This is a genomic window from Streptomyces sp. STR69 (assembly GCF_024519455.1).
Lineage (GTDB): Bacteria > Actinomycetota > Actinomycetes > Streptomycetales > Streptomycetaceae > Streptomyces.
The window spans coordinates 1-14,553 of record NZ_JALJRY010000015.1; the positions used below are offsets into that span (position 1 = coordinate 1).

At 68.9% G+C, this 14,553-nt stretch carries 13 protein-coding genes and 1 pseudogene; 7 read left to right on the plus strand and 7 right to left on the minus strand.

Features of this window, described 5'->3' with window-relative positions:
• Positions 1–103 (minus strand): annotated as a pseudogene (locus OC490_RS26630) (esterase); the annotation flags it as partial.
• A 185-nt stretch (positions 104–288) separates the two neighbouring features.
• On the opposite strand from OC490_RS26630, the gene OC490_RS26635 reads away from it, so the two are divergent.
• Together OC490_RS26635 and OC490_RS26640 are read left to right on the plus strand one after the other, a co-directional pair.
• Positions 289–744, plus strand: coding sequence for a MarR family winged helix-turn-helix transcriptional regulator (locus OC490_RS26635; protein ID WP_262060539.1), 456 nt, complete (start codon positions 289–291; stop codon positions 742–744).
• 297 nt (positions 745–1,041) lie between these two features.
• Positions 1,042–2,673: an MFS transporter gene (locus OC490_RS26640; RefSeq protein ID WP_262060540.1), complete on the plus strand. Its 1,632-nt coding sequence runs from the start codon at positions 1,042–1,044 to the stop codon at positions 2,671–2,673.
• 85 nt (positions 2,674–2,758) lie between these two features.
• Here the strand turns inward: OC490_RS26640 and OC490_RS26645 are convergent, their stop codons facing one another.
• The 3 genes from OC490_RS26645 to OC490_RS26655 all read right to left on the minus strand — a co-directional run bounded on the left by OC490_RS26645 (position 2,759) and on the right by OC490_RS26655 (position 5,559).
• The gene (locus tag OC490_RS26645; RefSeq protein WP_262060541.1) at positions 2,759–3,412 is read right to left on the minus strand and encodes a TetR/AcrR family transcriptional regulator; all 654 of its coding nucleotides are present in this window, start codon (positions 3,410–3,412) and stop codon (positions 2,759–2,761) included.
• A gap of 124 nt (positions 3,413–3,536) precedes the next feature.
• The gene (locus tag OC490_RS26650) at positions 3,537–4,433 is read right to left on the minus strand and encodes an SGNH/GDSL hydrolase family protein (RefSeq protein WP_262060542.1); all 897 of its coding nucleotides are present in this window, start codon (positions 4,431–4,433) and stop codon (positions 3,537–3,539) included.
• Between the two features lie 271 nt (positions 4,434–4,704).
• Entirely contained in the window at positions 4,705–5,559 is an 855-nt protein-coding gene (locus OC490_RS26655; protein ID WP_262060543.1) for an oxaloacetate decarboxylase, read from the minus strand.
• Positions 5,560–5,715: 156 nt separating this feature from the next.
• Here OC490_RS26655 and OC490_RS26660 point away from each other — a divergent pair, with 156 nt between their 5' ends.
• The gene (locus tag OC490_RS26660) at positions 5,716–6,756 is read left to right on the plus strand and encodes an LD-carboxypeptidase (protein WP_262060544.1); all 1,041 of its coding nucleotides are present in this window, start codon (positions 5,716–5,718) and stop codon (positions 6,754–6,756) included.
• A 7-nt stretch (positions 6,757–6,763) separates the two neighbouring features.
• Here the strand turns inward: OC490_RS26660 and OC490_RS26665 are convergent, their stop codons facing one another.
• The 3 genes from OC490_RS26665 to OC490_RS26675 all read right to left on the minus strand — a co-directional run bounded on the left by OC490_RS26665 (position 6,764) and on the right by OC490_RS26675 (position 8,657).
• Positions 6,764–7,585 carry a class I SAM-dependent methyltransferase gene (locus tag OC490_RS26665; protein WP_262060545.1) on the minus strand — a complete coding sequence of 274 codons (822 nt, stop codon included), beginning with the start codon at positions 7,583–7,585 and terminating at the stop codon, positions 6,764–6,766.
• A gap of 152 nt (positions 7,586–7,737) precedes the next feature.
• Positions 7,738–8,079 carry a helix-turn-helix domain-containing protein gene (locus tag OC490_RS26670; protein ID WP_262060546.1) on the minus strand — a complete coding sequence of 114 codons (342 nt, stop codon included), beginning with the start codon at positions 8,077–8,079 and terminating at the stop codon, positions 7,738–7,740.
• A complete protein-coding gene (locus OC490_RS26675) occupies positions 8,076–8,657 on the minus strand; it encodes a hypothetical protein (RefSeq protein WP_262060547.1) in 582 nt (193 codons plus the stop codon). The genes OC490_RS26670 and OC490_RS26675 overlap by 4 nt, the downstream gene beginning before the upstream one ends.
• 780 nt (positions 8,658–9,437) lie before the next feature.
• On the opposite strand from OC490_RS26675, the gene OC490_RS26680 reads away from it, so the two are divergent.
• The 4 genes from OC490_RS26680 to OC490_RS26695 all read left to right on the plus strand — a co-directional run bounded on the left by OC490_RS26680 (position 9,438) and on the right by OC490_RS26695 (position 14,539).
• The gene (locus OC490_RS26680) at positions 9,438–10,658 is read left to right on the plus strand and encodes a cytochrome P450 (protein WP_262060548.1); all 1,221 of its coding nucleotides are present in this window, start codon (positions 9,438–9,440) and stop codon (positions 10,656–10,658) included.
• A 227-nt stretch (positions 10,659–10,885) separates the two neighbouring features.
• On the plus strand, positions 10,886–11,587 hold the full coding sequence (locus tag OC490_RS26685) for a G1 family glutamic endopeptidase (protein WP_262060549.1): 702 nt from the start codon (positions 10,886–10,888) through the stop codon (positions 11,585–11,587).
• Between the two features lie 562 nt (positions 11,588–12,149).
• Entirely contained in the window at positions 12,150–13,715 is a 1,566-nt protein-coding gene (locus OC490_RS26690) for an MFS transporter (protein WP_262060550.1), read from the plus strand.
• A 101-nt stretch (positions 13,716–13,816) separates the two neighbouring features.
• Positions 13,817–14,539 carry a GntR family transcriptional regulator gene (locus OC490_RS26695; protein ID WP_262060551.1) on the plus strand — a complete coding sequence of 241 codons (723 nt, stop codon included), beginning with the start codon at positions 13,817–13,819 and terminating at the stop codon, positions 14,537–14,539.
• The last annotated feature ends 14 nt before the right edge of the window (positions 14,540–14,553 follow it).

Below are 14,553 nucleotides of genomic sequence, written 5' to 3' on the forward strand. Positions count from 1 at the left end.
CCGCCGGGGGCAGGTCGAAGAGGTAGGGCGGGTTCGCGGTCGCCTCCGCGAAGGCCTGTGCGGCGGGTTCGAGGACGGGGCGGGGTGCGGTGCTGTCGGTCATGACGATCTCCTCGCAAGCGGGTGCCGCGGACGGGCCCGGTGGGGTCCGGGCCGGTGGTGCGGCACGAGGATGAGAGTAGCGTGCGATTAAGTCGTGCACAACTTAAGTGTGCTCGATAGAATCGACCGGACCCGAACGATAAGGTGGTGATTGCCCTGAAGAGCACCCGAACGAGGAGCCGCACCATGAGCCCAGCCGCCGCGGAACCGGCCGAGGGATCGCTGCTCCTCGACGACCAGCTGTGCTTCGCGCTGTACGCGGCCTCCCGCGCGGTGACCGCCCGCTACCGGCCGCTGCTCGACGAACTGGGCCTGACCTACCCGCAGTACCTCGTCATGCTCGTCCTCTGGGAACAGGACTCGATCTCCGTACGTGAACTGGGCGCCGCGCTCCAACTGGAATCCAGCACGCTGTCCCCGCTGCTGAAGCGGCTGGAGGCGAACGGACTGCTGCGCCGCGAACGCCGGCGCGACGACGAGCGCTCGGTCGCCCTCCGGCTCACCGACACCGGCGCGCGGATGCGGGAGCGGGCCGCCGCCGTACCCCTCGCGATCGGCGACGCGATGGGCCTGACCCCCGACCAGGACGCCCTGGCCAAGCAGCTCCTCCGGCTGATCACGGCCAACGTCGCCGCCGGCTGACCGGCCTCCCACCTGCGCGTTCATGCCCCGCGGAGCGGTGTGTCGTCGCCGCTGTTCAGCTTAGTTTGCAGGTCCAACGGCATCTCCAGGACCGGGTCCCCGGTATACGGTCCGAAGCGATTTCCCGAAAGGAAATGGCTTACGTCAATGGAGATTCAAGCCGTACAACCACGTCAGCCTCCGGGCCCCGGGACACGACTGACGGAGTCGGCACCGTCACCCCCGCCCTAGCCGCGCACGCCACGCGCAGTTCACTCCCGGTCAACCCGCCCCCGTACGACGACGTTTAGAGGTGCCATGCCGACCCTGGTCTCCGAAGTCTCGCCTCCGTCCCCCCAGCCGGACTCCCCGTCCCGCCACGTCACCGCCACCATCCTGCTGGCCTGCCTGGGAGTCTTCGTCTCCTACCTGCCGGTCGTCGGTGTGTCGGTGGCGCTTCCGGTGATCCAGCAGGCGCTGGACGCCTCCACCACCGGGCTCCAGTGGATCACCGACGCGTTCATCCTCCCGACCGCCGCCCTGCTCCTGACCTGCGGTGTCATCGGTGACCTCTTCGGCCGCAAGAAGATGTACCTGATCGGCCTGGCGCTGTCCTGCGTCGGCTGTCTCGTCGCCCTCACCGCGCACAGCGTCGTCCAGGTCTGCGTCGGCCAGGCCCTCACCGGGGTCGGCACCGCCGCACTGCTCCCCGCCACCCTCGGCCTGATCAGCCACGTCTGCCCCGACCACCGCAAGCGGGCCGGTGCGATAGCCCTGTGGACGGCCGCCCTCGGCCTCGGCCTGACCCTGGGCCCCCTCTTCAACGGCCTGATCGTCGAACACGCCAGCTGGCGCTGGATCTTCCTGCCCACCCTGGCCATCGGCGCCCTCACGATCCTGGTCGGCGTCTTCGTCCTGGTCGACTCCCGCTCCGACCGCGAACGCCACCTCGACATCCCCGGCCAACTCCTCGCGATCGTCGCCATCACCAGCATCGTCTACGGCGTCATCGAGGGCGGCGGCGCTCCGGGCTGGAGCTCGGCGGAGGTCGTGACCGCGTTCGTCGTGGCCGCCCTCGCACTGCCGGCCTTCGTGGTCGTCGAACTGCGCTCCCGCTGCCCGATGTTGGACATGCGCCTGTTCACGTCCAAGGCGTTCTCCGGGGCCGCGTTCGTCATGGCGCTCACGCTGTTCGCCCAGGTCGGTCTGGTCTTCTCGCTCAGCGAGTACTTCGGCCTGGTCCACCACGCCTCGACCTGGGACATCAGGGTGCGCCTGATCGCGCTCAACGGCTTCACCGTCGTCCTCGGCCCGGTCGTCGGCCGGCTGATGCACCGCTTCTCGCCCGGCCTCGTGCTGGTGACCGGCCTGCTCGTCGGCGGTATCGGGGCGCTCCTGGTGAACCTCTTCGACGCCGGCACCGGCACAGGCGAAGCGGTCCTCGTCATCGCGGTGCTCGGCCTCGGTATCGCGCTCGCCATGGCCCCGATCACCACGATCGCCATGAACAGCCTGCCGCGCCGCCTCGGCAGCACCGCCGGCGCCGCCAACAGCGCGCTCCGCCAGATCGGCAGCGCCCTGGGCCCGGCCATCTTCGGCGTCATCCTCACCAACCGCACCCTGGAAACCCTGCCCGGCCACGTCGCCGCGTCCGGCCTGGGCCCGGCCGACCAGGGCCAGGTCATCGGCACGGTGAACGGCGTCGGCATCCAGGCGGGCGCCTTCCTGCACCTCAACTCCGGCGAGGCGACCGGCCGGGCCCTGGCCGCCTACGGGGCGAGCTTCACCGACGCACTGCACACCTGCGCCCTCGTCGGCGGAGTCGGCATGCTCGTTGCAGCCGCCGTGGCCCTCGTGACGATCGGCATCCGCGCCCGCGCTCCGCACACGGAGCCCGCTGTAGCGACACAACCGGCCGCCGGGGCAACGGCCGTTGGTGAGACCGGCTGACCAACGACCGCTGCTCCAGGGGTGGTTGGCCCTCGGCTACGACACCGACGGCCAACCACCCCTGCCGTACGGTCCGTTGGGCGGGTCAGTCGGAGGCGCCGTCGTTCTCCAGCGCGGGGGCGAGGAGATGACAGAGTGAGTCGGCCAACAGCCGCAGCGGGTCGGCGGTTTCCAAGGGCCACTCGACGGCGATCCAGGCGGAGAAGAACGACTCGGTCTGCAGTACGGCCATCAGCGCACGCTGCCGGGCCTCCGCGGGGTCCACGCCCCGCCACCGCGCGTAGTCACCGACCAGCATCCCGACATACCGCTCGTGCGCCTCGACGTACTGCGTCCGGCCGTCGCCCAGGCTGCGCAGCGCCGTCGGGGCCGCCGCGTTGGCGACGCGACGGATGGGCGCCATCTCGCGCCAGCGGTCCGCCGCCCCCTCCAGCCACGCCCGGATGTCCGCCGGCGTCCACCGGGGCAGCGCGGCCAGCTCGCCGTAGGCCTCGCCCATCAGGCCGTACAGGCGCTCGACCAGCGCGTCCACGATCTCGGCCTTGCCGGGGAAGTGGGCGTAGACCGTCACCCGGGTCACCCCCGCTGCCTGGGCGATGTCCTCCATCCGCGCTTCGAGAAAGGGCTTCTCGGTGAACACCGTGACGGCCGCTTCGAGCAGTCGGCGATGGGTGAGGATCTTCTGCTCTTCGCGCAGGTTCCTGCGGGGCGTCGGCTCCATCCGCCCAGTCTCTTGCATGACGCGACTATACGGCGGGTGGGGCGCGGTCCGTTGACCGATGTTGCCCTGACCTGGTGTTTCCCCGGGGCAGGCACTGCCGTGGGCATGTCGGAAGCCTTGGTGTCCCGCCCCCTCACCACGCCTACGACATGCGAAACGGCTTGTAGATCTGCCAGAGCGCTGACGCTGCCATGGCCGACTGGCCAAGGGAGTTGGGGTGTGCGGCCATGGTGTTCGCGGCGGGGCTGAGGGACTCGATCCACCGTTCGGCGCGGGGTCGGCACATGTCGTGGCCGATCGTCGGCGTATAGGTGTCCGCGAAGGACGTACCGGCCCCGGCGGCCACCGCCTGACGCGCCAGTGCCCGGTTGGCCTTCTTCGTAGTGTCCCGCAGATAGGCGAAGTCGCCCTTGGCGAAAGGGACTTCGGGGCAGGAGACGCCGTCGTCGGGGAAGAGCGCGGGATACCCGACGACGATCATCTTCGCGTGCGGGCTGCGCCGCCTGATGTCGGCGAGCACGTCATGGACGCGTCCCTCCATGGTGGCGACGCGTTCCTCCAGTACGTCCTTGCCGTCCGCCGTGAAGTACCGCTCGCACGGGCTGCCGTCCCGGTCGGAGGAGGCGAGGCGCGCGCAGGTGGCGAGCACACCGGAGAAGCCCACGTCATTGCCGCCCAGCGTCAGGGTGACGAGTTTCGTGTCGGGGGTGAGGGCGTCGATCTGGGGAGGCTTGCTGCCCCGGGCGTTCCAGAAGTCGTGCGTGGTGGCACCGCTGCAGGTGACGTCCTTGAAGGTGTGGCGCGGCCCGACGGCGGCGAAGAACCTGGCGATCAGACTGGGGTAACTGCCGCTCGTACGGTCGCACTCCGCGTCCTTCACCCCGACCAGTCCGGCGCCGGAGGCGTAGGAGTCGCCGAGCGCGACGTAGGGGGAACCGCTGCCGGCGCTGGCCACCGAGGTCTCGGCCGACGCGGACACGGTCGAGATCGGGGTCGCCGTCGGCGCGCTCAGCGTGAACGTGGCGGCCGAGATGACCACAACTGCCGCGGCGGTACGGCGGTTTCGCGACCGTCGGCCAGCGGAATAGGGTAATCCGGAAAAGGGCACAACGCCTCCGCGCTCTCGTGGAATGGGATCGACCCGGCGTGCTGTACTGCCGGCGCCGCGGCCTACCGGAGAGCGGGCGGCCGGCTCCGTCGAGGGGCCGCGCGCTTTCTCGATGTGATCGAGGCTATGGCGGGGGCGGGGCGCCGTCCTCGTGCCGCGGGACGATCACCGGGTCCAACCGGAGATAGAGAGCGCTGTCGTGTCAGCCGTGGTGAGCGCTCTGTGATCCCTGGAGATTGCGGGTGAGCAGTTCGACGGACTGCGGTACGCCGACTCCGGTGTCCCCCGTCTCCGGGAGCCGTCCGTCGGTCACCTTGAGGTCGGTCAGAGCCCTGTCCATCGCCTCGTGCGCGGCGAAGAGGCAGGGGGTGCTGTAGATCGCGACGTCGACGCCGAGTTCCGCCAACTCGCCCAGGGACAAACGGGGGGAGCGGCCGCCGGCGATCTGGTTGAAGAGCAGCGGCTTGTCGCCGATGGAGTCGCGGATCCGGCGGATCGCGTCGACGTCTCGCACCCCGTCCACCAGCACCACATCGGCTTCGGTGGCGGCGAGCGCCTTGGCACGCGTGAGGATCTCGGCCTCGTCGGTCGCGTCGGTCCGTGCGACCACGGTGAGATCGGTGGTCCGGCAGGCCAGCACACGTTCGAGTTTGTCGAGGTACTCGTCGAGCGGGAGGAGCTGCTTGCCCGCCACATGACCGCACCGGCGCGGGCGCTTCTGGTCCTCCAGGATCACCCCCGAGGCACCGGCCCGCTCCAGCCGCCGTACGACATGACAGGCCACCTCCGGGTCGCCGTAGCCGTCGTCGATGTCCACCAGCAGGTGATGGCGGGGGAAGGCCCAGCGGAGGCGTTCCGTGAAGGCCACGATGTCCGGCCACGCGATGAAACCGATGTCCGGCAGGCCGTAGAAGGACGCCGCGAATCCGAACCCGGAGACGAAGAGGCCGTCGTAGTGCTGGGCGGCGATCGACGCCGAGTACATGTCGTACACGCCGATCAGAGGAGTCGTGCCGGTAGCGGTGATCGCGCTGCGCAGTGCGCTGCCGTGAGGCATTGAACGGGTCCTCTTGTCTTGTGCGGTAGCTGTGATGTGCGCTTACGCAACGACCGTTATGTTTTTGGGGTTACGCGGGTGTCGGCGGGTACCCGCGGGTAGCGGCCGCTCGGTAAATGGGTGGCGTGGTGTTGTGGGAGTCGGGACACTCCCTCGGTGACCCGTACCGTGCTGCCTCAACTGCTTCGGCCTCGTGCTCTGGTGCCGGGGGATCTCGTCGTCATCGCGTCGCTGTCCGGACCGCTGCACGCCGTCTACGAGCCGGACCTTGAGCAGGCGGTGGTCGTGCTGGAGCGGATGGGGTTTCGGGTGCGGCGGGCGCCGCTTCTCCAGGCAGGGCGGCAGCGTTGGTGGAGTGCGGCGCGGCCTGCGGAGATCGCCGAGGAGTTCAATGGCCTCCTGCGTGATCCCGAGGTGCGGGCGATCGTCGCGCACGACGGTGGTCAGACGGTGCTCGGTTACCTCGACCTGATCGACTTCGAGGCGGTCGTCGCCGATCCCAAGCCGGTCCTCGGCTACAGCGACATCTCGCTGCTGCATCTGGTGCTCTACGCGCGCACCGGGTTGGTCGGTTTCCACGCCGACCTGGCTACCCCCGGACTCGGCGGGCACTGGCAGGCCGTACCCGCAGCGCGCCAAGTGGTCCTTGAACAGCTCTACTTGAGGCTGCTGACCGGCGACGAGGCGATCGGTGCGCTGCCGGCCACTCCGTCGTGGGAGTGCTGGCGTGCCGGTCGCACCGAGGGCCCGCTGATCGGCGGGGGGATCAACCGCATCGTGCTCGCGCAGGCGACGCCGTACGCGCTGCCGCTCGAACGGTTCGACGGCGCCGTGCTGTTCTGGGAGGAGACGGGTGGCCAGGCGGCGTATGTGTGGAGCTATCTGCAGGTGCTGCGGCACTGCGGCATCCTCGACCGGATCTCCGGCATGGTCGTGGGCGTCCCGCACGAGATCGACGGGCTCGGGGCGCCTGGCGGCGAATCCCCGACCCTGCGCGAGATGGTTCTCGATGTCCTCGGCGACCGTGACATCCCGGTCCTGGGCAACGTCGAGTTCGGGCATGCCGGGCCGAATCTGCCGATGCCGGTCGGTGTCCGTGCCCAACTGGACGCCGGGCAGCGGACGTTGTCGTTGCTCGAATCGGCTGTCGTCGCTTCTCAGGCCGATGGCTCGTCCGCCGCGAGGTCCGAGGGGTGACGATGTCTCAGTCCAACTCGGCCCACGCGGCCACGAGTTCCGGGACGTAGACCGTTGCCTGAACCTCCGTGCAGGCGCGTGACATGCGGGCGCGCAGGGTGTCGAGGTCCGCTTCCCTGGCGGTGGTGATTCCGCCGCGCTCCATCACCGGCAGCAGACTGCGCGCCGACTCGGCGATCAGGGTCACCGCGGCCGAGTCGGGCCCGCCGGTGGGCACGGCGACCGCCACCCGGGGCTCGGGCAGGCCCGAAAGCCTTAGCACATGGGCCAGTTGCTCACCCATGTCAGGGTTGCGGCCCCCTTCCCTGAGCGCCGCGCTGATCCAGCCCACGGTCTCCGTCACCAGGGGTACTTCGGGGACGGCGCGCGTCCTTGAGATGTTGAAGTCCTGGAAGGTGATGACGCCACCAGGGCGCACCAACCGTGTCAGTCCTTTCACGACCGCTGCCGGATCGTCGAGGTGAATCAGGATCAGCCGCCCCACCACGGCGTCGAAGAGCCCGGTTGTGCGGAGGTCGGAGAGATCGTCCTGTTCGAAGGTGACGTTTCCGAAGGAGGACGCCGCCGCGTTGGCGCGTGCGCGCTCCAGGACCACCGGTTCCATGTCGACGCCGAGGACCCGACCGCTCGGGCCGACGATCCGCGCGGCGCAGAGCGACACCTCACCCGTACCGCAGCCGACGTCGAGGACACGCATTCCCTCCTTCAACCCCGCGGTCCGCAAAAGGTATTCGCTGTGGCGGTCGTAGAGAGAGGCCTGTATTCCGAGCCTGTCCGCCTCCTCCGAGCTATTTCCCATGACATAGGAACCCGGGTCCGTCTCTGCCATTCCTGATCCGTTCCATCGTTTATGGGGTGTCCTGAACGCGGCACGTCATCAACTACGGAGTGTAGGAATCGGGCGGTGGGCGGTCTTCGGCGTGACCATGGAGTGATCGGGCGGTTCTTTGTGGATTCCACAGTCGAGGTCAGCTGGTGACGTCAGCTCGTGATGCCGACGACCGAGCGCAGGAGGCCGTCGAAGGTGCGCGGGTCGGTGCCGGTGAGCTTGTGCCACTGGCCGAGCCGGTAGGCCACGGTGTTGGGGTGGACCCGGAGCGCGTCGGCGGCGTGCGCGAGCGACAGCCCGGCGTCGGCGAACGCGAGGACGGTTTCGGCCAGTTGGGGCTGCTCGCCCGCGACCCGGCGGACCTCGGTGAACAGCGGAAGCAGCCGGTCCCGGCTGTCGACGAGGCTCGCCCGCAGCCAGGCGTCCTCGAACGACGTGGCACGGCCGCCCTGTTCGGCCACCACGAGGGCGCGCTCGGCGTCACTGATGCTCATCTCCGCGCCGGCCAGCCCGGGCCGTACGAGGCCGACGCCCACGAGAGCGTCGTCGCCGCCCAGCTTGACCACGCGGGTGACGAGGTCGGCCGGTCGCTTCGCTGTGTGACGGCGACCATCAGCTGTCCGCTCAGGCCGCAGGAGACCTTTCCGGCGACCTGCTGTGCCGCACGCTGCAACAGACCGAGGCGCCCTTCCGCGGCCCACACGGCGGCCGTCGTGCACAGGGCCTGGAACTCGCCGTCCGGGTCGAAGCCCAGTTCACGGGCGATCTCGGCGGTGTGTTCGCGGGGCTCCCCGCCGGTGCGGAGCAGTTCCAGGAAGCGCTGGCGCAGACCGGCCTCGCGTCCGTACCGTGCCCCGGCCTCGTCCGCGTAGACGTCCGCGACGACACCGCTCATCGCCTGGACCCACAACCACAGCGGCGCGACCAGCTCGATCGCGGTGTCCTCGGCCGCCGTACCGCGCGCCGCGGCCCGCAGCTCGTCCCACAGCCGGCGGGAGACGAGATGGAAGGTCGCGAGCACGTCCTGGACGGGCAGACCGTAGTACGCCCTTCTGCGGGACGCGGTCTGCACTCCAGCAGGTCTTCGGCCGTCGGTTCCACATCGAGGGCGAGGCCGCGCAGCACATAGCCGAGGCGGACCCGTACCGTCCTGCGCTGCTCGGCGAGCGGCATCGCCGCGTAGGAAGGGATCTGGCGTCTGATGTCGTCGGTGAGCTCGACGCTGAGTTCGTCGAGCCGGGACTGCAGCGATTCGCACAGCAGACGAAGCGGATGCCCGACCGGTCGTACCGCGGAGGATGTCACGCCCGACACTGTCGAATCGACAACGAGCCGGCGTCAAGCGCGCTCACACGGAGTGACGGGAACGTTTCGCGTGAGTGGCCGACTGGAGCGGAGTTGGTCCTGTTCGTCGAGCAGGCGTCGGAGTTGTCGCACTATGACGTTCACTGTGGCCCCGTGCGGACACCGAGGGCTGCTCGAAGCGGACGCCGCTCTCCGGAGCGGCGCGGTCACCCGGCCACCTCGTCTGAGTCCGGAGCAGGACTACTGGCGTGGCGTCGGTATGACACTGGTGATCCTTCGGCTTCGGCGGAGTTTCTCGGTCATCTGCCAATTGAGCCGGGGACCACACCGCACTACCGACCTCGCGGCTGAGATCAACGCCGGCATCGCAAGGAACCGCGATGTCACGGGAAACCGCACGATGTCGGAGAAGGTCCTCTGGGACACCCTGTCTGAGGGTCATTCAGAGGCGCCGGAGCCTTGCACATCACGCTGAACCTCTAGAGGATCTGCAGAGTTGACGCTCCATCAGATAGATCCGGCCGAGCATCTACCTGGGAGGAGTTCCATGGTGCCGGACACCAGCGAGACAACCAACGACGAGGCCACGTTCCCGTTCCCGCCGGGACCTTGTGGCAGCCCGCCCGGAGCGTACGAGAGCAGACGACGTGGCTGCCCACTGGCACCCGTAGTACTGCCCAGCGGCGACGAAGTCCTCCTGGCCACTACCTATGACGATGTGCGAGAGGTCTACGCGGACCCGCGCTTCAGCCGGAACCTGCGTTACGCCGGCGCTCCGCGCATGCTGCCTGACGCCGACTTCTCGGACGATCCGAACGCGCTGGTCAACATGGACCCGCCGGATCACGCCCGGCTTCGGCGCATAGTGCAGGCGGCGTTCACTCCCCGGAGGGCGGAGAGCTGGCGGCCCCGGATCCAAGCTGTCGCAGACCAACTGCTGACGGAGATGCGTGTCGGGTCGCGTCCGGCGGACCTGATGGCAGCCTTCGCCTTTCCGCTACCGATCAACATCATCTGCGAACTGCTCGGTGTCCCGGCTGAGGACAGTCCGTACTTCCGCAGCTGGTCGGACACGTTCCTGTCCACCAGCACCGCTTCCGCACCGCAGCGCTTCAAGGCCGCCGCGGAGTTCACCGCCTACGTCGATGCCCTCATCGCCGCGCGCCGCAGGAATCCGGGCGAAGATCTGCTCGACGCCCTCATCAATGCGCACGACGAGAACGACCGGCTCAGCGCGGACGAACTGGCCCGCATGGTACGAGGGTTGATTGTCGCGGGCCACGAGACCACCGGCAACGTCATCGGCCGCGGCATCCTCGCTCTCCTACGGCACCCGAACCAACTCACGACGGTCCGCCACGATCCCGCACTCGTGCCCACTGCCGTGGAAGAGATCCTCCGCATGGAAGTCCCGGGCCACGGAGGCCTGTTGCGAGTGGCAACCGAAACCGTGGCGCTTCCCTCGGGGGCCACCGTCGAGCAAGGTCAGGGCGTTCTCGCCCCTGTCGTGGCCGCGAATTTCGATCCGCGGCACTTTCCTGCCCCTGATGCATTCGACATTCGTCGCGCCGACGACAAGCACCTCGCCTTCGGCCACGGCCCTCACTACTGTCTCGGAGCCAACCTCGCTCGCGTTGAGTTGCAAGTGGCCATCGGCTCGGTGATTCGGGAATTTCCCACTCTCGCCCTTGTGGGCACAGCGGAGGAACTCGCATGGACCAACGGAAGCCGGGTCTGTGGCCTTTCGCGTCTCCCCGTCACCTGGTAGCGGAGAACCTGAGGGCCAGTTTTGAAGGCCCGTCAGTAGAGGACTGACGGGCCTTCTCGGTCGTGATGGTGATTCGTGATGGACCGGCAGGTACGCGCGCAGGCACGGCTCCTGACGAAGAGTGGTCGCGAGCGTGGGCGGGACGGAATGATGGCAGACCCGGCGGCGGGAGCCGACCGCCGCCGGGCCCTCCGACCTTCCCAGGGAGCACCCCCTTGTTAGGACGCATGTGCATCTTCCTCGCCTCGCTCGTCCTCGCCGCCGCGTCCGTGCTGTTCTCGGCGAGCGCCGCCGGCGCGGCCCCCGTGCTAAGCGCCGACTGGTCCGGGTACGCCGCCGTAGGCTCCTACAACCTCGTCCAGGCCACGTGGGAGCTGCCGGCGGTCAGCTGCGCCTCCGGCAGCCAGTACTCCAGCGTCTGGGTGGGCCTGGGCGGCTACAACAGCAGCACGGTCGAGCAGATCGGTACCGAGGCCGACTGCTCGAACGGCACCCCGGTGTACTACGCCTGGTACCAGTTCTACCCGGATCAGCGGCACACCTTCAGCGAACCCGTCCACCCTGGCGACGAGTTGACCGCCTTCTCGGCCTACAACGCCGTCCTCAAGAACTACGACATGGGGATCCTGGACTACACCGGGTACTGGTCGGAGCGTCCGGTCGGCGCGGCCTCGAGCCCGCCGCCCAGTTCCGCCGAGGTCATCGTGGGGCTGCCCCCCTGTGACAACGGCTGCATCCCGCCGCTGGCGAACTTCGGCACCGTCTCCATCACTGAAGCCCAGGTCAACGCCGCCCCGCTCGGCAACGCCAACCCGTCGCAGATCATCATGACCACCGGCACGAGGGGCCGGAACAAGGACACCGTCAGCGCGCTGAGCACCAACATCACCGGCAGCGACTTCACCGCAACCTGGGCCAGTGCCGGCTAGGCCAGAACCCGCTGACGTCATGAGACCCCCCCCGTGACCCGAGCCGCCCGGTTCAGTGGGCCGCGCAGTCGTACAGGAATAGTGGCTCCGCGACCGACAACCGTTCCAGTTCACCAGGGGAGACGCTCTTCATGACCCGGCCGTCGGCGACCCTCGGGCTCAGCCCGGGGCGCCTGTCGGGCAACTCGGTCGGCGCCGAGCGCTTGCGGCACAAGTTGAGATCATGTGCTGCTGCCAGTGCGAGTATCCCGAACAGTGCCGCCACGGTGAAGAAGCATCCCTAGCCGCTGGTTCTGCGCATTCCTCTTCCACTTCCTCGATCTGGCGAGAACGAAGATGAGGGCGAGATGAGGTCGATGGCCGGGGAGCCGGGGGCAAGTGGGCGGGCCCTGGTGATTCTCGCCCGTGGTCATGTGCACGCGTTGTGCACTGGCTCAGGTCACGCGCGGCGTCCGAACAGGTCGGACACGACGGCACTCTTCCCCGCCGCTGTACGCCATGTATGGTGAGGCGATGTCGCTATACGCGGTGTATAGCGAGCTGGGTGCTGGGGGTTCGTAGGATGAGCACGGCAGTGAACGGGGCGAGTCCCACGGACACGTCTCCCGCAGCCCGTCGCAAGGTGTTGAAGGCGCTCAGCGGGCTGCTGCTCGCGCTGTTCGTGTCGACCCTCAGCAGTACGGTCGTCTCCAGTGCGCTGCCGAAGATCATCGGGGCGGTGCACGGATCGCAGACCCAGTACACGTGGGTCGTCACCGCGACCCTTCTCACCACCACGGCGACGACACCGATCTGGGGCAAGCTCGCCGACCTGTTCAGCAAGAAGACCCTCGTGCAGGCGTCCATCACCGTGTTCGTGCTGGGGGCCGTGGCCTCCGGGATCAGTCAGACCGCCGGGCAGCTCATCGCCTCACGGGCTCTGCAGGGCGTCGGCGTGGGCGGTGTTCAGGCCCTCGTCCAGATATCCCTGGCGGCGATGATTCCGCCCCGCGAGCGCGGTCGCTACAGCGGCTACCTGAGCAGTGTCACCGCGACGTCGACCATCGGCGGACCGCTGCTCGGCGGGGTCATCGTCGACACCTCGTGGCTGGGGTGGCGGTGGTGCTTCTTCATCGGCGTGCCGATCGCCGTCGTAGCCCTGTTCATGCTCCAGCGGACGCTGAACCTGCCCGTCATCCGCCGTGAGAACGTCAGGATCGACTACCTGGGGGCGACCCTGATCGCCGCCGGGGTCAGTGTGCTGCTGGTGTGGGTGTCCTTCGTCGACAACTCCTTCGGCTGGGCCTCCTGGCAGACCGGGGCCATGGTGGGCGGCGGGCTGGCGCTGATCGCGGTCGCCGTGTGGGTGGAGTCGCGGGCCGCCGAACCCGTCGTACCGCTCGGCATCGTGCGACAGCGGACGACCGCCCTGGCGATCGTCGGCAGCCTCGCCGTCGGCACGGCGATGTTCGGCGCCGCCGTTTTCCTCAGCCAGTACTTCCAGCTCAGTCGGGGGCACAGCCCGACCGAGGCCGGTCTGCTGACGATTCCCATGATGGTGGGCATCCTCGTCGCCTCCACCGTCGCGGGCCGGCTGATCAGCAGGACCGGGAAGATCAAGCCGTTCATCATCACCGGCGCCGTCCTGCTCACGGTCGGCTTCGCCGGTCTCGGCACCCTCGACTCCAGGACGCCGATCCTCCTGCTGAGCGTGGAGATGCTCTGCGTCGGGATGGGCGTCGGGATGACGCTGCAGAACCTCGTGCTCGTCGTGCAGAACACCGTGCCCCTGAAGGACATCGGCGCGGCCAGCTCCACGGTGTCCTTCTTCCGTTCGCTCGGCGGCACGATCGGTGTCTCCGTGCTCGGCGCCGTACTGGCCCGGCACGTCCAGGACCAGATCGCACACGGTCTCGCCGACGCGGGACTGCGGAGCACCGGCACCGCCACCGGAGCGGACGCCGTCGCCGTGCGGGAGATCGTCCGTGTCGCCTACGGCGACGCCACCGCGCAGATCTTCCTGCTCTCCGCCGGGGCGGCCCTGCTCGCGGTGATCGCCGCGATCCTGCTGAAGCCGGCCGGCCTGCGCAGCAGCCTCGACCTGACCGAGAAGAGCGAGGGGGCGGCGGTTCCCGCAGAGGCGGGGTGACGGTCACCCGTCGCCGGACCGAGGTGTTCCGTTCACGGCGGCCCGCTCTGCCCACCTGGCTAAACTGTGCGGATACGCCGAGCCTTTGAGGGGGAGTGGGGATGCCGCCGCACAGTCCTTCCGCGGCCGGGGTTCCGGACGAAGGCGACGAGCCGAGCGTGCCGCCCGCCCGGCTCGCACTGTCGGACAGCGTGTACGAGAGCATCAAGGCGATGGTCATGGACCACGAGATCGCCCCCGGCGCACGTGTCGGCATCGAGGCGCTGGCCCGCACGCTCAAGGTCTCGCCGACCCCCGTCCGGGAGGCGCTCGCCCGGCTGGAGTCCGAGGGCCTGGTCGTGAAGCGCGCGCTCTCCGGATACCGGGCCACGCAGTTGCTGACCCGCCGGGGTCTTGAGGAACTCTTCGAGATGCGGCTGCTGTTGGAACCCAGGGCAGCCGCGCTGGCCGCGGTGAACGCCACCGAGGCACAACTCGACGGCCTGGAGCGGATCGTCGAGGACCTGCAGGCCCACCCGAGCCCCAAGGGCCGGTACGCGTCCTACCGCGACTTCGCCGCTCTCGACCAGCGCTTCCACGAGGCGATCGGACAGGCCACGCACCGGCCGCTGCTCGCGGACGCGGTGGAACGACTCCACGCCCATCTGCACATCTTCCGGCTCAGCAAGGTGGTCGGTGCCGAGGGCCCGACCGTCGCGGAGCACGAACGGATCGTCCGCGCGATCCTGCGCCGCAACCCCGAGCGGGCGGCCGAGGCGATGACGGAGCATCTCACCCGGAGTCTGGAGCGGCAGATCGACGACGGCCCGGACCCTGTTGCCTGAACGGCCCCCGCAGC

Excerpts from the sequence above, each read along its gene's own strand:
- OC490_RS26645 (WP_262060541.1), bottom strand. The coding sequence starts at position 3,412 with ATGCAAGAGACTGGGCGGATGGAGCCGACGCCCCGCAGGAACCTGCGC.
- OC490_RS26690 (WP_262060550.1), top strand. The coding sequence starts at position 12,150 with ATGAGCACGGCAGTGAACGGGGCGAGTCCCACGGACACGTCTCCCGCA.
- OC490_RS26655 (WP_262060543.1), bottom strand. The coding sequence starts at position 5,559 with ATGCCTCACGGCAGCGCACTGCGCAGCGCGATCACCGCTACCGGCACG.
- OC490_RS26685 (WP_262060549.1), top strand. The coding sequence starts at position 10,886 with ATGTGCATCTTCCTCGCCTCGCTCGTCCTCGCCGCCGCGTCCGTGCTG.
- OC490_RS26640 (WP_262060540.1), top strand. The coding sequence starts at position 1,042 with ATGCCGACCCTGGTCTCCGAAGTCTCGCCTCCGTCCCCCCAGCCGGAC.
- OC490_RS26670 (WP_262060546.1), bottom strand. The coding sequence starts at position 8,079 with ATGAGCATCAGTGACGCCGAGCGCGCCCTCGTGGTGGCCGAACAGGGC.
- OC490_RS26635 (WP_262060539.1), top strand. The coding sequence starts at position 289 with ATGAGCCCAGCCGCCGCGGAACCGGCCGAGGGATCGCTGCTCCTCGAC.
- OC490_RS26680 (WP_262060548.1), top strand. The coding sequence starts at position 9,438 with ATGGTGCCGGACACCAGCGAGACAACCAACGACGAGGCCACGTTCCCG.
- OC490_RS26695 (WP_262060551.1), top strand. The coding sequence starts at position 13,817 with ATGCCGCCGCACAGTCCTTCCGCGGCCGGGGTTCCGGACGAAGGCGAC.
- OC490_RS26665 (WP_262060545.1), bottom strand. The coding sequence starts at position 7,585 with ATGGCAGAGACGGACCCGGGTTCCTATGTCATGGGAAATAGCTCGGAG.